The 19,190-nt window shown below is 39.1% G+C and carries 21 protein-coding genes; 8 read left to right on the forward strand and 13 right to left on the reverse strand.

Annotation, left to right across the window (positions count from 1 at the left end):
* Nucleotides 1-88: 88 nt before the first annotated feature.
* From I8752_RS21655 to I8752_RS21665, 3 genes are all read right to left on the reverse strand, one after another.
* Nucleotides 89-463, reverse strand: coding sequence for a hypothetical protein (locus I8752_RS21655; RefSeq protein WP_214434347.1), 375 nt, complete (start codon nt 461-463; stop codon nt 89-91).
* 293 nt (nt 464-756) lie between these two features.
* Complete coding sequence (locus tag I8752_RS21660) at nt 757-1,101, reverse strand: type II toxin-antitoxin system PemK/MazF family toxin (protein ID WP_214434348.1); 345 nt, start codon at nt 1,099-1,101, stop codon at nt 757-759.
* Nucleotides 1,095-1,325: a DUF2281 domain-containing protein gene (locus I8752_RS21665; RefSeq protein WP_214434349.1), complete on the reverse strand. Its 231-nt coding sequence runs from the start codon at nt 1,323-1,325 to the stop codon at nt 1,095-1,097. Before I8752_RS21665 ends, I8752_RS21660 begins: the two co-directional genes overlap by 7 nt.
* A gap of 31 nt (nt 1,326-1,356) precedes the next feature.
* Between I8752_RS21665 and I8752_RS38965 the strand changes: the two genes are divergently transcribed.
* A complete protein-coding gene (locus I8752_RS38965; protein ID WP_449757751.1) occupies nt 1,357-1,542 on the forward strand; it encodes a Tse2 family ADP-ribosyltransferase toxin in 186 nt (61 codons plus the stop codon).
* Nucleotides 1,543-1,557: 15 nt separating this feature from the next.
* On the forward strand, nt 1,558-1,749 hold the full coding sequence (locus I8752_RS21670) for a hypothetical protein (RefSeq protein WP_214434350.1): 192 nt from the start codon (nt 1,558-1,560) through the stop codon (nt 1,747-1,749).
* Between the two features lie 140 nt (nt 1,750-1,889).
* Here I8752_RS21670 and I8752_RS38455 read toward each other — a convergent pair whose 3' ends face one another.
* On the reverse strand, nt 1,890-3,518 hold the full coding sequence (locus I8752_RS38455) for a caspase, EACC1-associated type (RefSeq protein WP_318780879.1): 1,629 nt from the start codon (nt 3,516-3,518) through the stop codon (nt 1,890-1,892).
* A gap of 140 nt (nt 3,519-3,658) precedes the next feature.
* Nucleotides 3,659-3,853: a hypothetical protein gene (locus tag I8752_RS21680; RefSeq protein WP_214434351.1), complete on the reverse strand. Its 195-nt coding sequence runs from the start codon at nt 3,851-3,853 to the stop codon at nt 3,659-3,661.
* A 127-nt stretch (nt 3,854-3,980) separates the two neighbouring features.
* Here I8752_RS21680 and I8752_RS21685 point away from each other — a divergent pair, with 127 nt between their 5' ends.
* The gene (locus tag I8752_RS21685; protein WP_214434352.1) at nt 3,981-4,358 is read left to right on the forward strand and encodes a hypothetical protein; all 378 of its coding nucleotides are present in this window, start codon (nt 3,981-3,983) and stop codon (nt 4,356-4,358) included.
* A 106-nt stretch (nt 4,359-4,464) separates the two neighbouring features.
* On the opposite strand, the gene I8752_RS21690 is transcribed toward I8752_RS21685, so the two are convergent.
* The 4 genes from I8752_RS21690 to I8752_RS21705 all read right to left on the reverse strand — a co-directional run bounded on the left by I8752_RS21690 (nt 4,465) and on the right by I8752_RS21705 (nt 9,006).
* The gene (locus I8752_RS21690; protein WP_214434353.1) at nt 4,465-4,911 is read right to left on the reverse strand and encodes an acyl-CoA thioesterase; all 447 of its coding nucleotides are present in this window, start codon (nt 4,909-4,911) and stop codon (nt 4,465-4,467) included.
* 78 nt (nt 4,912-4,989) lie between these two features.
* Nucleotides 4,990-6,078, reverse strand: a complete 1,089-nt coding sequence (locus I8752_RS21695) for a T3SS effector HopA1 family protein (RefSeq protein WP_214434354.1) — start codon at nt 6,076-6,078, stop codon at nt 4,990-4,992.
* Between the two features lie 116 nt (nt 6,079-6,194).
* On the reverse strand, nt 6,195-7,430 hold the full coding sequence (locus I8752_RS21700; RefSeq protein WP_214434355.1) for a phosphotransferase family protein: 1,236 nt from the start codon (nt 7,428-7,430) through the stop codon (nt 6,195-6,197).
* 1,255 nt (nt 7,431-8,685) lie between these two features.
* Nucleotides 8,686-9,006: a TMEM14 family protein gene (locus tag I8752_RS21705; protein WP_214434356.1), complete on the reverse strand. Its 321-nt coding sequence runs from the start codon at nt 9,004-9,006 to the stop codon at nt 8,686-8,688.
* Nucleotides 9,007-9,093: 87 nt separating this feature from the next.
* Here I8752_RS21705 and I8752_RS21710 point away from each other — a divergent pair, with 87 nt between their 5' ends.
* The 5 genes from I8752_RS21710 (at nt 9,094) to I8752_RS21725 (ending at nt 14,368) form a co-directional block, all read left to right on the forward strand.
* A complete protein-coding gene (locus I8752_RS21710) occupies nt 9,094-10,455 on the forward strand; it encodes an ATP-binding protein (protein WP_214434357.1) in 1,362 nt (453 codons plus the stop codon).
* Between the two features lie 97 nt (nt 10,456-10,552).
* Nucleotides 10,553-11,893: a tellurite resistance TerB C-terminal domain-containing protein gene (locus I8752_RS21715; protein ID WP_225895826.1), complete on the forward strand. Its 1,341-nt coding sequence runs from the start codon at nt 10,553-10,555 to the stop codon at nt 11,891-11,893.
* A 92-nt stretch (nt 11,894-11,985) separates the two neighbouring features.
* Nucleotides 11,986-13,314, forward strand: coding sequence for an ATP-binding protein (locus I8752_RS21720; protein WP_214434358.1), 1,329 nt, complete (start codon nt 11,986-11,988; stop codon nt 13,312-13,314).
* A gap of 30 nt (nt 13,315-13,344) precedes the next feature.
* Entirely contained in the window at nt 13,345-13,491 is a 147-nt protein-coding gene (locus tag I8752_RS37545) for a hypothetical protein (protein WP_225895827.1), read from the forward strand.
* A 229-nt stretch (nt 13,492-13,720) separates the two neighbouring features.
* Nucleotides 13,721-14,368 carry a class I SAM-dependent methyltransferase gene (locus I8752_RS21725; RefSeq protein WP_214434359.1) on the forward strand — a complete coding sequence of 216 codons (648 nt, stop codon included), beginning with the start codon at nt 13,721-13,723 and terminating at the stop codon, nt 14,366-14,368.
* A 70-nt stretch (nt 14,369-14,438) separates the two neighbouring features.
* Here I8752_RS21725 and I8752_RS21730 read toward each other — a convergent pair whose 3' ends face one another.
* The 4 genes from I8752_RS21730 to I8752_RS21745 all read right to left on the reverse strand — a co-directional run.
* The gene (locus tag I8752_RS21730; RefSeq protein ID WP_214434360.1) at nt 14,439-15,344 is read right to left on the reverse strand and encodes an alpha/beta fold hydrolase; all 906 of its coding nucleotides are present in this window, start codon (nt 15,342-15,344) and stop codon (nt 14,439-14,441) included.
* Nucleotides 15,345-15,365: 21 nt separating this feature from the next.
* On the reverse strand, nt 15,366-16,190 hold the full coding sequence (locus I8752_RS21735) for an SDR family oxidoreductase (RefSeq protein WP_214434361.1): 825 nt from the start codon (nt 16,188-16,190) through the stop codon (nt 15,366-15,368).
* Between the two features lie 77 nt (nt 16,191-16,267).
* Entirely contained in the window at nt 16,268-18,082 is a 1,815-nt protein-coding gene (locus I8752_RS21740; protein WP_214434362.1) for a sensor histidine kinase, read from the reverse strand.
* A 920-nt stretch (nt 18,083-19,002) separates the two neighbouring features.
* Nucleotides 19,003-19,190, reverse strand: a 188-nt coding sequence (locus I8752_RS21745) for a transposase (RefSeq protein WP_214434363.1), incomplete at its 5' end; no start/stop codon positions are given.

Below are 19,190 nucleotides of genomic sequence, written 5' to 3' on the forward strand. Positions count from 1 at the left end.
TTTTGCTTATCTTTCTTCCAGGCGACAAGATTTGTATTGAAAGTAAGGGAAATGCGATCGCTCTACGTAAACTCAATAGTTGAGTAGATTAACTTGCAACGGCAACTGACTTTTTGCGACTGGGACGCTTGCGGTTTGATTTTTTCTTCAGTCCAATCGCTTGGGCTTGATCGCTATCCGATCCATATTGTCCGCGTACTACTTCTTTCATCGCTAATACAGCATTGTGAAATTCCCATTCTGCTAATCGCGCAGCATCAATGGCAGCACGGTATAAAGCTAGTTTCTCGGTTTCAGCTTGTTGCTGCGCCAACATAGCCTGATAAGCTTGCTGTAAATTCTTAGCAGAGGCATCAGCACGGGTTGTGTCGTAGGTGCTAATGGTTTGCAAACCGTGGAATGAAGTAACATCTTGACTAATTGTTTGAAGGCGCAAACGGCGTGTTGTATCTTGGGTAGGCATAGCTTATACCGTAGTAAAGTATATATTTAATGTACCCAATGTCACAAATAGGTTAACAGTAAGAAGGAATTTTTAGATAATTTATGCAATGCAAGTCGATGCATTCACAATGCAAATCGCTGCATTCGCAAGGCCGCCTCCGCATTCACAATGCAAGTCGATGCATTCACAAGGCCGCTTCCGCATTTACAATGCAAGTCGATGCATTCACAAGGCCGCTTCCGCATTTACAATGCAAGTCGCTGCATTCACAATGCAGGACGCACACTACTGGCGTGGCTATTGCTTGACCACTACAAGCCAAGGATTGTACACAAGGCGGATACTAATTGCACTAAATAATCATCATCTAGATGACCAATAACTCTGATAATTCTTGATTTATCAATGGCTCGAATTTGTTCGCAAAGTATTACAGAATCTTGAGTCAATCCGCCGACTCCAGCAGGTACAAATACATGAGATGGCAAAAGAGCGCGTCGAATTTTAGAAGTAAACGGTGCAATGATTGTATGAGGGCTGACGGCATTTGCTTGGTCAATCTGTAGAATGACAACAGGTCTGATACCTGCTTGTTCTGTACCCACCACTGGATTTAGATCGCACAGAACTACATCTCCTCGTGTAATTTCTACCACTGAATTTCCCCACGAGCCAAGCGATTCTCATAATCTTCTAAGTTAGACAAATAGTCAGTAAAGTCTGACTCAAGCAGTTCTAAAGATTCATTAAACTGAAGCCATGATGAAGAATCTTTACTGCTAGATTTCCAAACAAGGAAGTCTATGAAATCATTGACCTCTTGAACCAGAGATTCTGGAAGAAGGCGAATCTTGGCAATGGTTTCATCGTGTGTTGTCATGATATAAGCTGATTGAGATTTTATTTCTAGGATACTCTGTGCCAACACAGGGAATAATTGGTGGAAGTTGGAGCAGGGTACTGAAATTCCTAGTTCATTAAAGATAGTTAATGATTACGGTAATCATTGGTCATGGGAACCGAGCTATACAATGCGAATGGAAGAGTATAAAGCTGCACTTTGTCTCATTGGTGGACTGTGTTACAAAGTAAGTTAACATAGGAGTAAGGTTGTGAATTTATCACCCAAAGCAATCAGATTTATCATCGAAGCTCTTGACTATCGGGTTAAAGCATACCAAGAGCGTCTTCAGACGGAAGTTTTGGATGAGGATGAAGCTTCAGATATTACAAACGACGCTTTATTTTTAGAATCACTGCGTCAAGAGTTAGCGAAGACTCAAGAAGTTTCTATTACGCCTTAAGTGCGAAAGTGCATGAGATAGCAGAAAAATTTATTGAGGCGAACTCTATCAGCCCTCAGTGCTAGGTATCGGATCTATGAAATGTTGATTATTTCGTTGAAAATAAGGCTGTAATAAATATTTATAAACTTCAAAAAGCCTTAAATGTTACACTTTACAAGTCTCGATGTGAGAGAAGAGACCCTACTCACCACTCCCCTACCCCCACCATTTGCAGGGAGGTGCCCACTAGGTGCAGACGTCTCAAAAGTGACTTTATCATAGTCAATCCAGGTAATACCATTCCTCCATCCGACGCGATCGCCTAACTTTTCCCAAGCTTCTTCATCATACTTGCCATCTGGCTTGCCACCAACGCTCAAGTAAATTTCTTTTTGAACGCTGAAGCCAAAGCGTCCATTGCTGTATTTTACCCATAAGTGGTCAATTGTCCGGAGGTCAGTACAAGGAAAGTTTAATAGTTCTTTCTCCCTAATCCAGTCATCTTTCTCACGCCCCACAACCTGAAGCATCACCAGATAAGTTTCATAATCTGCTTGTTTCCACTGTCCTGCTTTCAGTAAGTCCCGCAACTTGGTGTAGTCTATACCTTTTTCTGAACTGAGGTCATCTCCGTCTGGTGATGTTTGTCGAGGTGTGGGTGTCGATGTTGGTTTCTGAAGAATGGTATCGGTTGTTGAGGTAGGTTGAGGAGAAATCAAGCGTTGGTGTATGGGTGCAATATCCTCATCTCGAAGTTTAAGAATTTGTTGGAATCGTTTTAAATCTTCACGGGTTCCATCACTGAGAATTGGCTCCTCTTCCGAAGCCTCAGCCAGTGCTTGTTCATATTCTCGTAAGCTTTCCTCAAACTCTCGAAATGGTTTTAAAACTTCCTCTTCTATCGCTACCGCAACTTCAGGCTGTAATCCCAATTCCCTTTGTCTACGATTAAGAACCCTACGTCCCACAACTGAGACACGACCATTCCTGATACATCCCTCTACTTCCTTGCGATACTCTAACTGGGGATCGCCAACTTGTGCTTTCGCTATACGAATTGTGTAACCTTCCCTAACTGCAAAGATTTCCGGCTTCATCGCTGGTTTTGCTTCCTGCACTTTGCGCTTGGCATATTTATGCAGTTCATCTACTGTAATTACACCATCGTTGTCAGTGTCAGCGACCCCCGTTTCCAGACCTTCAATCAAATAGCGGGTGTAAACTCCACCTCCTGAATCTTCAAAAGATTGCTGTGTGGCTGTTGAGGAAGTTAACACAGCTCTACCTTCATCGCCTAATTGTTGAGCAATTTCATCATTAATATTTAGAGCAACAAGTTTTTTTGCGCCCATGCTTTCAGCAAATGCTCCGCTAAAGCAGCAGTCAAGAATTAGCACCTGTCGCTGGGATTTACTGCGACTCATGTAACGTTCGTGAATAAACTTGGCATCTACTGCTGTTGCAATTCTCGGTAAACCTTGAGGGTTGATTTGCGTGTTATGGGTGATAAAAAATAGATTCCCATCTTCATGTCTGTAGCCATGTCCAGAAAAATAGAGCATTACTATGTCATCTTTTTGACATTTCTCCATGAACAACTGCTCGATTTCTGATTGCATGGTGATGGAATCTGGATTCAGCAAAAACTTGACTTCATCAAACCCGCCAATCTCTGAGTTTTGTAAAACGCGCTGCATTGCTTCGATATCTTTAACAACACCATCTAACGGATTTATCTCTGAAGATTGATATTCACTGACCCCAATCAGCAATGCATACTTCGCCATTTTGCTTGCTTATTTACGTTAAAACGCTCAAACCTGCCTTAATTGTATATTTTAGACGGTATCAAAATATAAAAGCGATCGCCCCTTTTCATGAGTCTCAAATGTACGGGCGATCGCATTATCAAACTAATATTTAAAACTTACTTATCTTTTGCCTTCTTTTCATCCAATGCTTTCTGAATTGCTTGACGGCAAAATTCCGGAGGGTCGTCTAGTGCTTTCACATCTTCCTTCATCTTTTCGGTGACACGAAAACTAAGGGTCGTTGTTAATTGCTCTTCTCTATTAGATTTAATTGGTTCTAAGTTTTCAGGAGTTCCTTTCGGATTAGGCATTGTAGAGAAATATAAATTAAGCTTGAATCAAGTGTGTACGAATGATTAGATTTTAATCGGTGGGTATCAGAGCCTGGAAAACTTGTTACCCACCGATACCACTTTTATCAAGAGGTAATTCTATTCTATGTTTACGCGTTCTGAACTTGAAATCAAAACCATCCAGGAATTACGCAACTTATGCCGTAGATATGGCATCAAGCCAACTGGCAATCCAGGTTACAAAACTTCATTCATCACATCCTTGATGGCGTTTCCATACTTAGCACTTCAACAGATGCAGGAACACAGGGGTTTAAAACCACCTAGTTTTGCTAACTTGCAATACTTTGCTTCTGCACTAGATGAAATAGGAATCCCTACAGACGAGCAATCAGCTTTAATTCGTATCACAATGGAAGGGCGTATGATGAGCTACCCAGAGCGTTACGAGCAATCACAGTTAATGAACTTGTACAAAGCTAAGTTGCGACTTGAACAAGTCATTCATTTGTTGAATCAATAAAAAATAGGGTGGGCATTTAGCCCACCCCTACTTGCTTTAATACAAAGTTTTTCACCCGCGTAACGCAGTGGCTCCCCCACAAAAATGGTATTTAATTTAAGTTAACTTACAAAATCTCTCTTGACTTTCTTCTCTCTGCGCCCTCTGCGTCTCTGCGGTTCGTTTCCAACCATTGAATAATTTCCCCAGGCAATTCCTGCTTATTTCTACTACTCGCATCAATACAAACATGTCTAGTAATTGCCTTAGCAACAACCACATCTGCAACTGCAATCTCGTAACTTAATTCAAACTTATCAACACCTAATTTTTGGGGAATCAAACTAATTGCCAAATTATCCCCACAAAACATCGGGCGGAAAAAATCTACATTAGCATGAATAATCGGAAAACCTACAGATGGATGAGTAAAAAAAGCTTTGAGATTAATACCTGATGCTCTCAGAGATTCTTCATAAGCTTCATGACAAATCCCTAAAACATTAGCAAAATAAACTACTCCAGCAGCATCGGTATCTTGAAACCGAACGATGCGATTGTAAGTAAAAGACATTTTTTAAAATTAAAAATGTAAAAAGAGCAAGCCCAAAGCCTGCTCTCTGAATCAATTTTACTGTAAAAACAAAATTTCTCACTTCAAAGGGTAATATATATCTTCAGAACTGGGATTGAGGTAAGGGCGCTGCAAATCAATTAAGTGCCGTGCAAAATGGCGATCGATTATTTTCATCCGTTCTTCAATTGCATTCTTACCTTTTTCCCAAGCTTCTAACAAAGCATTAGCAACAATTTGACAGCGGTTCATACCAAAACTTTCTCTTGCTGCAAATTTTTGGGTTGGTTCTTCCGCTAAACCTAGCCCAGGTGCTAAAAACTTGGTGAACAAAGGAATTTCCGCTTGAAAATAAGCTTGATGTTCTGTATACACAGCCTGAAGTATTTTATGGATAGCTGGATAGTCATCACGTTCAAAATAGAGTAACCCTGAGTCATAGCGTCCGTATGCACAGGGATTGTAAAGAACTTGAAATGTAAAAGGAATGGCAGCTGCATTTAGTTGCTGCGTCAAACTATCCATCAGCGCGATCGCACCAGATGCAGTGAAATTAAAATAGATTCTTCCCGTACCTAGATCGGTGTCTGGGGTACTCTGCTTTTCCTGTCCGATATTACTCAATGCTAGATAAAAGCCATTTTGCAGTCGGTTTTTAGGCATCCAAATAGCCACTGATTCACCAGCTTTCGCCGATTTTGTACTCGATTTGAGATGGCAATCTGGCTCAATGTATAACGTCAAACCATCTTTAGTTACTGCCATACTACCATCAGGTTCTTGGCGCAACACCTGCCAACTAGGGTCAAAATAACCTTTACCGTGATTGCTGGCGTGCAATTGCTCGTAAAATTTCCAATCAATTTCCAAAATAGAATTGTTTTCTAGATTTTGGCAGATTGAGATATTATTCGGCTCATTTTCAACAGCTAAAACGCTTTGCAGGGAACCATTGTAATAGATTCCATGCAGAAAATTTCGCAGTAATAGAGTCAAATATTTATGTTGAAGGGCGGTAGAATTTTGCTGAAATCTTTCAGCTACCTTAGTTGGCAGAGAAAAAGGTTGATAACTAGGATGGTGAATACAAAAATTTGGCTCAATCTGGATATTGTTAGCAATATCGAACAGGGAATTTAACAGGGTATTGGTAGAAGAATCTAGCATTATTCAATTCAGAACTCAAAACTGAGAATTAAAAACTGGATATCGATGACTTAGATATGCAACCAAGCATTAATTAAGATGACATCAAAATTCAAATAGGATTTTGATATTTCTTGTTAACAACCACGCAGGCGAGTTTTTTCGTAATAAAGCCGAACTAACTGCTGCTCTTTTTGCGGCTGAAGAAGTAGATGATTTTTAGCCACAGGACTCACAATTTCTGACTCACAAATGCCGAAAACATTCATTATCGATTGCTCAGGTATAGTGAGGAAATTTTTAGCAACCTGAATCATATAAATGTCAGCATTATCAAAGTGTTTGCGACATTTAATCGTTTCTTGAATTTGGTGAATCAGTGTCAGTCCCGCAAACTGGATAACTCGTACCAGAAAGTCACTACGGTAATCCAAAATCATCGGAAAAGCATTCAGATATGCTCTAATCAAAGCCAGTAATGAAGGTTGAATAACTTCTAGTGGTGTCATCGCTAAATGCAAAGATTCTTCTAACTCAATAGAAGAGTCTACCACAAGGCTCTTAAGCCAAATTTCTAAATAGCTTGCTAGTAGAGTCCCTAAATCAAAAGCTGGATCTCCCCAGCTACAAGCTTCCCAATCAATCAATCGCACCAAGCAATCATCTAATTGATGCCAACGCGAATGAATTAAAATATTGTTTAATTTTAAGTCGTTGTGAGTCAAGCAGCAAGGTTGCCATTCATAAGCTAAATCTGCGATCGCTGATTCTAGACTCTCATAACGCTGATAAAGAACGTAGAATTTTAACGCCTCCGTAGGAACTATACCAAAAATTTCGGGGCTAATTGATTCTACTCCTTGGGCGGGATTGTAAAAATTATACCTAAACTGTCCTTCGGGAGCGGCGGACATAAAATCACGATATTCTCGGCGTTGGAAGGTAGCACGATGTAGTCCTGCTAATGTAGTGCCAATAGCAGTGGCAATTTCTGTCGGAAAAATATCTTGATGGCGATAGAATTTGCCTAATTCCACATATTCGCTGAAGTAATTGCGGACAAGGATAGAATTTTCCTCGTCAAAATGCTTTATTAAAGGTGCGATCGCAGAAATGTTACCTAAAACTGGAAACTGCTGAAGCAATTGCTGAAACAGCCACTCATTAAAAAATTCATGAGGAATTCCATCACGTTCAACACTACGTTTTTGTTTAACCAGCAGTTTGCTATTACCTGTCGTCACCAGTAAATTTAAATTCTTATTGCTATTTTCTGGCAACTCAGATGCATCTGACGATCCATTTTCTGAACTGCACAGACCTACATCTTGTAGATACTGGAGAACGTTGTGAGAAGACAATGGTAATAACATGTATTATGTCCTACTTCCTAAAATTGCTCTTGAAAATCACCTAATATCTGGATTGATTTAGCTTTAGCAGTTTCGGTAGACAGCAAGAACTGTGCAAATAACAATAGCGATCGCTCACCTTTATTAATATCTTATTTCGCAGACAAAATCCTGCCAAAATGGCAATATAAGCTTTATTTTTGCTTTAAGTTATATTGTTCTCACTATCAAATCTTTAAAATTATCTAGTTACTTACTTGCATAGTTTCAAAGCTTTTTAGTCAATATTTTGTTGGAGTCAGCTATCCGGATTTTTAGAGAATAGAGAACATTAGCAAATTAACTTATGATACAAATTTTACATAATTAGCTCAGTAGCCAGAACCTAGCAAGTCTAAGCTGTTACGCTTTGAAATTGCACATTGACCAAGGTTGACTGTTGAGCGCTATAGAAATCCGATTTGATTTATGAAAAAATCTAAGTATATATAGTGGTGTGGCAAGGCTAAAATAGTGTATTAGTGTAGGTTGGGTTTCGCGTTGCTCAACCCAACCTACAAGCGCGGCCAGCTTAATTTATTGGTTTGAGCAATCATCATGATTGGATTTTCATTTTTCTAGGTTTTTTGAACCTAACATTTTAAGCTTGCCGTGCTACTACAATTTTTTTTGCAACATTTTAGTATTGTCACGCTACTACGTGTATTTCAAAAATCAAATATGAGTCCTGTATGTGTAAACAAAATGCAATATTATTTTTATTTATCATTACAAATTGAAAAAAACCGGATATTTTAAGCAAATAATAATTAATTTCTTTTTGTTCAAATATGCATAATTTATGCCTTGGTTGTGCTGAGTCAATTGTCAGTTGTCGTCGAGACGCGATTAACTCTTGTCTTTCCAAGAGTCAGTTGTCAGTAGTCAGGAGAAAAAGGATAAGGGGTAAAGGTTAAAAGGAAAGGGGGAGAAGTTTATTTAAGTAGGTCGGCGTAAATAATTATTGTTGAGATAAAGCAGGGGGAGAAAGAGTTTGAGCCTTATTTACTTTTCTTCACATAGTTTTATTTTATTGCACTGACTTACTTAATTCCTTTTCCCATTACCCATTTCCCTTTGACCGCCAAGCCTTGCTTGCTCTCCCACCTTCCCCAGCTCCTCTGCCCTTGCACTCCCTATCAATATATAAAATCAATACGGTAATATACATGTACTATATATAATGATTTAGGGTGATAAAAGCCATAATTGTGTCAAAACCAAAGGAGGATAATTGTCACTTTTTCATGACAAATTGATTTACCATGACTGCCAGTGCCAGCATACCCAAAATAGTCATCAACCCCGCAGGCATAAACTTGCGGGTTTTAGCTAATCTAAATGCAAACACCACCACTAAGACAGCAGTAATGAAAGCTGCTAAAATCAAAGCCCAACCTTGTCCTTGAAATTGACAGTAAGCCGCAATAATTAGTAATAAACCGCTAATACTACCACTTAAGAGCGAAACTTTACTATTGGCTTGAATGTAGCCAATGATGCCGCCAACAATCGCTAAGATGCCGTAGCTGAGGGCAGCGATTATACTTAAATTCATTGTTAAAACCTATGTAGATTTTGATTTTACTGCCAGGGTCGGCAGACAATTTACCATAGCTGTTTAGCTACATCACCCAATTGATTGATGGATAATCAAGCAATGCCAGCAGCAAGTAGTTCATCCTATACCCAAATTCAATTCCTCCAGCGTCAAGCAGCTTCACTTTTACTTTACCAATCTGTCCTCCACAGCGAAGTAGGAGTGGCATTTTTGGATTTGTTGCAAGCTATACGTTACGCTGATGCCGATGCACGGGGTTGCCTCCAAGCCTATGGCAACTACTTCCACGCTTTGGCTGCTAGAAATCAAAATTGGGAGGAATATTTAATTACTCAAATTCTTAAAAATGAGAATCCTTTTAGTCGGCTTGCTCAACAAAGAGAATTTCAGGATTTACCGCCTGCTTTAATAGCAGCCGTTCAGCACGATTTACAACTGTTGCAAAGTGTCTATGAATGTAGTAGCGCGTGTTTAAGCGAGTGGGTACAAAATGTAGCTCATTTGCCCGTTTCACCTGTTGTATGGTATCAAGAACAAAATGGAGTAGGCACAGAAAAAACTCTGTTTTTACAACATTTAGAACATTGGGCTGATGCTGTAGAAGAGTTAGCAGCTTACTATCAGCAATTTGGCACGGGTTTATTTGCAGAATATCGCGCTTTGCGTTGGCAAGCTGGGGAGTTTATTGGCATTCGCTATGCCGACCCAGTGAAGCTAAACGCGCTTGTGGGTTACGAGTCTCAGCGAGATGCTTTGTTAAAAAATACAGAGTTTTTATTATCAGGAGAGACGGCACTGCACGTATTACTTTACGGTAGTCGGGGATCGGGAAAATCTTCTTTGGTAAAAGCTTTGTTGAACGAGTATGCTGATGTCGGCGATAACCTCCGTTTATTAGAAGTGACAAAATCTGACTTAAAAGATTTACCAAAAATCGTAGAACAGCTGCGGGGCATACCACAGAAATTTATTATCTTTGTTGATGACCTGTCTTTTGAAGAAGATGACGATGCTTTTAAAGCACTAAAAGTAGTTTTAGAAGGTAATTTAACAGCACGACCACAAAATGTAGTAGTGTACGCTACCTCCAATCGTCGGCATTTGATTCGGGAGTTTTTTGCAGACAGACCCACTCCCAAAAATAACGAAGAAGTCCATGCTTGGGATACGATGCAGGAGAAACTTTCGTTTAGCGATCGCTTTGGTCTAACTTTAACTTTTGATGCGGCCGATCAAAAAACTTACTTAAAAATAGTTAAGCATTTAGCTGCCCAAGCCAAAATTAATATTAGTGAAGAAGATTTAGAATATCAAGCTTTACAGTGGGCAACTCGCCACAACGGTCGTTCTGGACGTACAGCACGCCAGTTTGTTGATTTTTTAAAAGCAGATTTAGCACTGTCTAAGGTAAATAAAAATACATCTAACGCTGAATTATCAAATTAGATTGGTAAGCAGGCGATCGCACTTTTTGATGAGTTACATAAAATATTATGGACAAATATTTACAAACGGGGATATCGCAACAACAATGTGAGGAGTAATGACCTTAAGAACTAACAATCCTGATAACTTAACTACGCTAAAAACAAGCAATATGCAAACAGTGATGGTAAGTAATCGATTTATCTTAGGCATAATTGCCTTTAGTGTGAGTTTTGGTCTTACTCTCGTTCCTAACTGGGATTTTAATCGCTCCTTTCTCACAGGTGTCGTGACTGTAATTGCTACCTATACAGCAGCATTTTTTGTAGACAAACGACGTAGAAATTATGAAATGCTAGTTTTAAGTTCGCTCCGCAAGCGAATTAAGGAAATGGAAGGGTTAAAGTCTCGTATTGTTAAAGAAATTAACCAAATAGAAGACCAGCGCAATTTATTGTACGCAGAGTCCAAGCAACTACAAAATCAGATATTAGAATGCCGCAATCAAAGAGATAGTCTTCATAGAGAGTTAGGAAATTTTGCTAGTCAGAAAAAGCAATTAGAAGTTGAATCTATCAACCTAAAAGCTGAAGTACGTACTCTAGAAAATCAAAAATCCGAACTGAATAACTCATTTTCTAACTTAAACGTAGAAAAACGTCGCTTAGAATTGCATTATAATGCTTCCCGTTCAGAAATTACTCAGTTACAAAATCAAATTTGCGGACTCCGGCAAGAAAAACAAGAACTAGAAAGTAATTTAACTTTATTAGGCAGACTCAAACCCCAACTTGAAGAAAAACTGTACGAACTGCGAATGACACTTCAAAATTTGGAAACTGAGCTTAATCAACAAAATCAATTACTCACTGCTACAAAAATTGAAAATAGTAATACAGCGGCTAGTCTAAATTCTTTAAATAGCCAACTAGGAGAACAAAAAATTCAGTTACAGCAGTTACAAGGGGAAGTCTCATTATTACAAGAAGAACGCGACTTGTTGCAAAATCAAGTTTGGGACTTACTGCAACAAACAGAAATACTCAATCAAGAAACTTTACTTGAAACTACTTTAGCAGATGAAGTTGAGTTGTTTCCTTTTGCGGAATTAGTTGAACCCATAACTTCAATAGATACTACAGTCGATAAATCTGAAAACTTACCCGAAGAATGGGCTAACTTTCTCGAAAAACTACCAGGACATGAAATCCAGGTATTAAAAGCAGTAGTCGCGCAAGATAATACCAATGCAGTCATTAAACAAATTGCTGAGGCACATATTACAATGCCGAATCTATTAATTGACTCAATCAACGAATGTGCCAGCGATACTATTGGTGAATTAATAATTGAGCCGAGTGTAGAAGTTCCAAAAGTTTATCAAGAGCACATAATCAATGTCAAAAAAATGCTTGATATGTATGAAGACTTAATGGCTAGATATGCCTCATCCAATTAAATTATGATGATAAATTGTAAAATTATTAATAATTAGGCATATTACTAACTAGTTGTCTGCCTCTGCATTGAAAATTCGGTTAAGTGAATTACATGGCAAAGCTCAAAATCTCGAAAAAAATTTCCACTGCTTTAATCAATTCCCTAAGCGCAGGAGTAGTACCCAGAGTCGGAGTAGAACATATAGCAGTTGGTCGGGAACAAGAACTTAAAAGCCTATCACAAAATCTTGATGACATTGCAGAAGGTGTAGCCGCATTTCGGTTTATAATTGGTAACTATGGTTCGGGTAAAAGCTTCATACTACAAATGATTCGCAACCGCGCTATGGAGGAAGGTTTTGTAGTAGCTGATGCTGATTTATCTTCCGAACGCCGACTTGCAGGAAGCAATCATGAAGGTTTAGCAACCTATCGAGAATTAATGAGCCATCTGGCTACAAAAACTCGTCCTGATGGTGGCGCTTTAGTTTCAATTTTAGAGGGGTGGATTAATAAAATCCAACAAGAAGTAGTAAAAGAATCTAGCCTGCGTCCGAATGACGATGGTTTTGATGACCAAGTTGAAGCAAAAATTAGAGAAGTAGTTCAATATATTGAAGACTTAGTTCATGGTTTTGATTTTGGCAATGTGATTATTGCTTATTGGCGCGGTTATCGTTTAGATGATGATGAATTAAAGAATGCGGCAATGCGTTGGCTACGGGGTGAATTTGCTACTAAAACTGAAGCCAGAACAGCTTTAGGAGTGCGTGTCATTATTGATGATGATAGTTGGTACGATTACATCAAGTTAATAGCTAAATTTGTAGCTGAGATTGGTTATAAGGGACTATTAATTTTAGTTGATGAAGCTATTAATTTGTACCAAATAACTCCTACAGTCACTCGTGAGAAAAATTATCACAGACTTTTAGCAATGTTTAACGATACGATGCAATGCAAAGCAGAGCATCTTGGCATTTTTATCGGCGGTACAACTAAATTTTTAGAAGACCCAAATCGAGGACTTTTTGCAGACCAAGCTTGGCGAAGACGTACAAAAGAAAGCCGTTTTGTCACCCAAGCTGGCGTGCAAGAGTATATGGGGCCAGTAATTCGGCTTAACCCGTTGAGTGAAGCAGAAATTTTGACGCTTTTACAACGCTTAACTGAGATTCATGGGCTGAATTTTGGTTATGAAAAGATTTTGACAAATCGTGAGTTACAAGATTTTGTCAAAGAAATTGTGAATCGTTTGGGTGCTGAAGCGTTGCTAACACCTGGAGAAATCGTCCGCGATTTTATTAGTGTGCTGAATATTCTCTATCAAAATCCAGGGCTGGCATTTAGCGAACTAATTCATGACTCTAAATTTAAACCTACTACAGCAGGTAAAGATGCAGGCATCGATGAAGATAATGCAGCTGAATTTACCTTGTAAGTAGAAGGCAGAAGGCAGAAGGCAGTCCCGATGAAAAAATTTTCATCACCATGCATGAAAAAGGAATATTCCCTACACCCTCTTCGTGACAAGATTACTGTAATTCTATTTTGCAATTTAGATAAAATTTCCCGACCGGATGCGATCGCTAAACAGATTGCTGGATATTTCTGTTGATCTGTAAGCGTGTTAGAACTGCAACCGCCGCTAGAAATAGATTCAGGACTTACGCACAGGTAATTGCGTCTGTTGGTAAAATGTTTGCTGCCACAGTCACCATGATGTTGGTCGAGGAAGGAGTAATTTCGTTAGAGGAAGCGATCGCAGATTGCACTTTAGTAGTTATAACCAGCTCAACTTTTGCAAAAATAATTACAACTAAGTAATTCTATTGTTTAGGAAGTGTATGCAACTAGCTAAGATAATTGAGACCTACGATCGGGGAGCAGCGGATTATGAATCGATTATGCTGCGTTACTGGAATATCGATCGCAAACCGCTGATTGCTTCCTTGCAGCTTCAGCCAGGACAAATTGTACTGGATGCTGCTGCCGGAACAGGTCTTAATTTTCCAGCCTATCCTGAAGGAGTCCATGTTGTAGGTATCGATCTTTCAGAGAAAATGCTGGATGAAGCCCGTAAAAAGCATGTGTCCGCAGACATTACTCTTAAAGTGACGGATCTGGAAAACCTTGATTTTCCTGATAATAGCTTTGATGCAGCAGTGTCGGGCTTTACCCTTTGTGTTGTTGCCAACCCAGTCCGCGCCCTTGAGGAAATTTTACGGGTTACTAAACCTGGTGCATTAATCGCCATTCTCGATTACTGCAAATCACGAAACCCAGAGGTTTACAAGTGGCAGGAGTTAATATATGATGCCGCTATAGAATTAGGCTTCCCAACCGGCAAGATTAAGTGGAATGCATTGATGGATTACGACGAATTAATCTATAACAGTAAGCTGGCGATTGAGGTGCTTGTGGACGAACGGATAGAAAATCCAAACCCATTCTCATGTGGTTGTCAATTACTGCTAAGAAACTCCAAAAGTTAAAAGTAATGCGATCGCTCGTTCATCTCTCAGTAAACTGGAACTTCAGCCGCCACTAGAAACAGATTCCTAATTACGAAAACTCGTTGATAAATGGTGCGATCGCTGTTACAAATTCAGTAGTTGATTCGTAGGGTAAAACATTTCGCCCTGGTAATTTAATTCCACGACCTTGAGGCAAATAGGCAAGGTAATCAGCCAAGCGTTCATCGGGTGTTTCTTGTTTGCCTTCTTGGCTGATACTCGATGCTGTTTCTCCTACAACTACCAGTGTTGGCTGTTTGATAGAGGCAATCAAACTACTATAATCCTGTCGCCAAAACCCAGATAAAAAAGAAAACACTGCATAGCGATTGGCGATATTTTCTGCACCTTTTACCAAAGTATTTAACCATTCTGCATCGACAGTATTTTCTGAGGCAAAGAGTTGACGAGTTGAGAAAGACCGCAAAAAATTGGGGGTGCGTGCATAGCGATAAAAAGCATTACCAAAAGGCGAATCTAAAAGATTCCAAAGAAATTTTTGCTGCAATTTCGGTGCTTTTTTAGTAATTACAGCCCAAGCTGGCGGCCCAGCTAGTATTAATCCGGTAATTAAATTCGCTTCTTTTTGGACTAACTCCAATGCAACTGGTAATAAAGCACCTTGTACTACTGCGATCGCAGGTTTCTTTATTACTGTTTGTAAAAAGTAATGCAACTGGTTTGCCCAATCCTTGGGATTATAAGCTACATGGGGCATATCGCTTTCACCGCATCCCAGCAAATCCGGATTGTAAATTGGATTGCGATAACCTTTTGTATGCCATTCCCCGCAAAAGCGCTGCCAAAATTGCCGCGATAAACCCACACCAATTGGATGAATTAAAAGTAAAGGAACTTCAGATATGGAATTATTTGGTTGGGATATTTCATAAGCACAGCGGTAATTCTGCCAAGTGTAAAACTGAGTAGGAGATGCTGTATGAGATGTTTGCATATTCCAAATTATCAATAACTGCTAAAAAAGGATTTGTGGATGAATTAACTTGTAGCCAGCATCTTTTATCTTTTGATTTGATACTTTGGCATTATATGGACGGTGATTTTTAATAGAGCTATCCCAGGAAACTTTAGGTAAATTATGTTTTTCAAACAACGTGTTAAGTAATTCTTTATTGGAAAGATGGGCATCATCCACTAAATTATAAATTCCTTGCAAGTGGTGTTGCCGAACAAAGTCTATAGCCCCAACAATATCATCTAAATGAATCCAATTCGTGATATCTTCACCATTACCAGGACGAGTTGTACCAGGAGCTGCACCAAATATTTTCACTAATTCCCGATTCGGGCCGTAAATTCCACCCAATCTTAAAATACAAACGCGGAGATTTTTACTAGATGCTGTTAGTAAAACTTCCTCGGTTGCTTTGAGAATTTCTCCATTAGCATAGCCAGGTACAACTGGCATTGTTTCATCTACCCATGCACCATCTTGGTCGCCATAAACTGAATAACTACCTGTGTATATTATTTGTTTAACACTGGGTACATCCTGTAAAACTTTAACTACATTTTTAGCAGTATCTAGATATGTTTCTTGATAAAATTTGCGTTCTTTAGGAGCAACGCTCAACAGTACAGTGTCTTTATTTTGCAATACAGATTTAAGTTTTTCTGGGTCATTTCCTTGGACTACTACAACTTTTTGGGCTACTGCTTCTAGCATAAGGACACGCTCAGGAGTAGTTGTAGTAGCAGTAACTAAAAAAGTCATTTTTTGCTGCCAATATTGAGCAACAGCATAACCAACGTAGCCACAACCTATGATTGCAATGTTCATGAGAATTGAGATACACAGTCCAAAGTCAATGGTACAAGAGTTTTTGACTCATAACTCATGATTGATATAGATTTTGGTCAAGAGATCCTACAAGCTAGTATAGGATATGGAGCGGATGTGTCACTCACAGAGTATTCGATGGGTAAAGCGATCGCAAATGTAGTACCTTCACCAAGCTCAGATTCGCAGGTTAATTTACCATGATGTTTTTCTACCACAATTTGATAGCTAATCGATAAACCTAAACCAGTGCCTACACCCACAGGTTTAGTAGTAAAGAAAGTTTCAAATATTTTTGCCTGATATTCTGGAGAGATACCAGAGCCGTTATCGGTAATTTTTATTTCTACCCAATTTTCTGCTAAACGTTGTGTAGTAATAATAATTTTTTTAGCTTCTGGTGTTTCGCCTTGTTCTTCTAAAGCATCTATGGCATTGCTTAAAATATTCATGAATACTTGATAAAGCGAACCGGCATAACCTTCTATATTCGGCAATTCATTATAGTATTTAACAATATTAATATCTTTTTTAATCCGGTTATTAAGAATGAGCAAAGTACTATCAATACAGTCATGAATATCTACTAGATGAACTTCGCTTTCATCTAAACGAGAAAAGTTTTTCAAACTCAAAACAATGTCTTTCGCGCGGGTAGCCCCTAATTCAATAGATTGTAATACTTTGGGTAAATCTTCTCGCAAAAATTCTAAGTCGATTTCCTCAGCTAAAGCCAGAAGATCGTCATCTTTAACTTTTTCTTGGTAAGCATCAATTAAGGTTAAGAGATCCTGGAAATAAATGCTGGTATGTTGGAGATTGCCGTAGATAAAATTGATTGGATTGTTGATTTCATGTGCTACCCCTGCAAGCATCTGTCCGAGGCTGGACATTTTCTCACTTTGAATCAACTGCTGAGATGCTTCAGCTTTTTGCTCTGCTAGCAAGGTATTTACCCGTTGAATCAGTTGATTGAGAGAAGTTGCAAGCACACCTACTTCATCAGTTGTGGTTACAGGTACTTGCAAATCGAAGTTAGATTCCTGGGTGACTTTTTGGGCAATATTAGTTAAAACTCGTAGTGGATGAGCGATCGCTACACTAGTGTAACTTGCCAACAAGCAAGCGATCGCTACTGACAAGAGCATACTGCCCAGAATAATCCTTTCTCGCAATTTCTCTGCATTTAATAAAGCAGTCTCTGCTTTTTCTAAATCTTTGTAAGAAGAATTAACTACTTCTTCTAGAGCGTCTGAAGCTTGATGCAACCTAATATATGTAGAACTGTTCGTAAAATCTAACAATTGTTTTTGGAATGCGGAAATAGTCTTTGGTTGAAAATTAGAGAAGTTAATTTGCTTTAGTAATGCCGTTATCTGCTGCGTGTATACTTCTGGTACACCTGGATAGCTTTTAATAAACTGAGGTAAGTTTTTAGTGTGATTGTTGCGATCGTAATCTTTACCACTTGTATAAGCCTTGACTTCAGACCATATTTGGTTAAGTTCAGTGGTATGTTCCAGTAGATGGAAATACTCTTGCTGTAACAATTTTTTATCACTTAATAAAATCAGCTTATGTTGATGCGCTTGTACTTGGAGTAAAGTTGTTTCTAGAGTATTAACTAGCTGAATTTTTTTTAATTCTTGTTGTTTTTGTATAAACGCTTGTTGCTGGTAGTAATCTCCCACCACAAATCCAGTTGCTGTTCCTACTACCGCAACACCCAAAGCTAACCCATACCCCCAAGCAATCTTTTTACTGATACTGAGACTATTAACCAGTCGAGTAATCCAATCTTGATGGTTTAATTGTGCTTGCGACACAGGCTTATTTGCCAATAATTCAGCCTGTATGTCGTTTAAAGCAGCCTGAGTTTTAGTAGATTGCATATATGTCCTGTTATGTCCACACAGAAGCTTCAGCCTAACAACTAATATCATTTTGGAGCCACTACATTGCGGAGGTTGTCGAGCCAGCGCTGTGCGGTGAATCAGAACTCTTGGTAAGGTTTTCCTCCAAGCGAACTTCAAAGAGTTACCCCTTGCGGAAACCCTCTTCTCCTGGGGAAACGCTAACGCGAACTCGCAGGGTAGCAAGTGGCGTGATTGTGCAATATTTACTAGATCGGCTTTTCAGCTTTCTATCTGTCGCTATCAATTTTCAAATTGGTATAATATTAAATTATTTAGAATTAAACCCGCCTGATTGACAGGAGCATTTTAGAAATTTTCATAACTGAAATATTTCCCACTCCGGTAGTTGCAACAAAAATCTACATTGCTATATTCTGCGCGATAAACAGGACTTTGGAATTAGTTAAAATACGTAAGTCCAAAGACATAGAGAAATTTAGCCATAGCAATTTTTAGATAAATAAACTACATCTAAATTCTGAGAGGATGTTTGAAAAGTCTCTAATGATGCATCAAATAGTTTTAGCTCCCCTATTATGCACGCCACATGCTACCCTGCGGGAAGCCGCAGAAGCGTCTACAAGTCGGGCATTGCCGATGACACTTGCTACAACGGGGAGGCAGCCGTGTGGGCGGGTTTCCCGACTTGAACGGACTGCCGTGGGAACCCCCGCAACGCAGTGGCTCCCCTTAAAAAGGGGGACATTTGATTCTAATTCCCCCTTTTTTAAGGGGGCTAGGGGGAATCAATAAATGTCTAAAATCACAGCTAACCACTTTTCAAACAACCTCTTATAGTGAGATTTAAATCAATAGCCAGAAAGCAAAAGAAATAATCTTGCTTTGAATTTTTACTTTTTAGTAGCGTATTAAGAGATTATTTATAAAGTAAATCTTTAGACGACAAGACGACGTAGCATAATTCTAGTCATAACAGCATATATGGCTGCTTCGCTCATTTCTGGGAGACGCTCATAATCTTTACTAAGACGATGGTACTGGTTCAACCACCCAAATGTTCTTTCTACTACCCAGCGTTTGGGGAGAACTTGAAATTCTTGCTCGGTACGCCGTATGACTTCAA

Source organism: Dendronalium phyllosphericum CENA369, from assembly GCF_016056275.1.
In the GTDB taxonomy this organism is placed as follows: Bacteria; Cyanobacteriota; Cyanobacteriia; order Cyanobacteriales; family Nostocaceae; genus Dendronalium; species Dendronalium phyllosphericum.

Coding starts and splice junctions, on each gene's coding strand:
- I8752_RS37545 (WP_225895827.1), top strand. CDS start 13,345: ATGAAAAAATTTTCATCACCATGCATGAAAAAGGAATATTCCCTACAC.
- I8752_RS21685 (WP_214434352.1), top strand. CDS start 3,981: ATGTTTACGCGTTCTGAACTTGAAATCAAAACCATCCAGGAATTACGC.
- I8752_RS21690 (WP_214434353.1), bottom strand. CDS start 4,911: ATGTCTTTTACTTACAATCGCATCGTTCGGTTTCAAGATACCGATGCT.
- I8752_RS21655 (WP_214434347.1), bottom strand. CDS start 463: ATGCCTACCCAAGATACAACACGCCGTTTGCGCCTTCAAACAATTAGT.
- I8752_RS21665 (WP_214434349.1), bottom strand. CDS start 1,325: ATGACAACACACGATGAAACCATTGCCAAGATTCGCCTTCTTCCAGAA.
- I8752_RS21730 (WP_214434360.1), bottom strand. CDS start 15,344: ATGCAAACATCTCATACAGCATCTCCTACTCAGTTTTACACTTGGCAG.
- I8752_RS21740 (WP_214434362.1), bottom strand. CDS start 18,082: ATGCAATCTACTAAAACTCAGGCTGCTTTAAACGACATACAGGCTGAA.
- I8752_RS21715 (WP_225895826.1), top strand. CDS start 10,553: ATGACCTTAAGAACTAACAATCCTGATAACTTAACTACGCTAAAAACA.
- I8752_RS38455 (WP_318780879.1), bottom strand. CDS start 3,518: ATGGCGAAGTATGCATTGCTGATTGGGGTCAGTGAATATCAATCTTCA.
- I8752_RS21735 (WP_214434361.1), bottom strand. CDS start 16,190: ATGAACATTGCAATCATAGGTTGTGGCTACGTTGGTTATGCTGTTGCT.
- I8752_RS21700 (WP_214434355.1), bottom strand. CDS start 7,430: ATGTTATTACCATTGTCTTCTCACAACGTTCTCCAGTATCTACAAGAT.
- I8752_RS21695 (WP_214434354.1), bottom strand. CDS start 6,078: ATGCTAGATTCTTCTACCAATACCCTGTTAAATTCCCTGTTCGATATT.
- I8752_RS21705 (WP_214434356.1), bottom strand. CDS start 9,006: ATGAATTTAAGTATAATCGCTGCCCTCAGCTACGGCATCTTAGCGATT.
- I8752_RS21720 (WP_214434358.1), top strand. CDS start 11,986: ATGGCAAAGCTCAAAATCTCGAAAAAAATTTCCACTGCTTTAATCAAT.
- I8752_RS21710 (WP_214434357.1), top strand. CDS start 9,094: ATGGATAATCAAGCAATGCCAGCAGCAAGTAGTTCATCCTATACCCAA.
- I8752_RS21680 (WP_214434351.1), bottom strand. CDS start 3,853: ATGCCTAATCCGAAAGGAACTCCTGAAAACTTAGAACCAATTAAATCT.
- I8752_RS21725 (WP_214434359.1), top strand. CDS start 13,721: ATGCAACTAGCTAAGATAATTGAGACCTACGATCGGGGAGCAGCGGAT.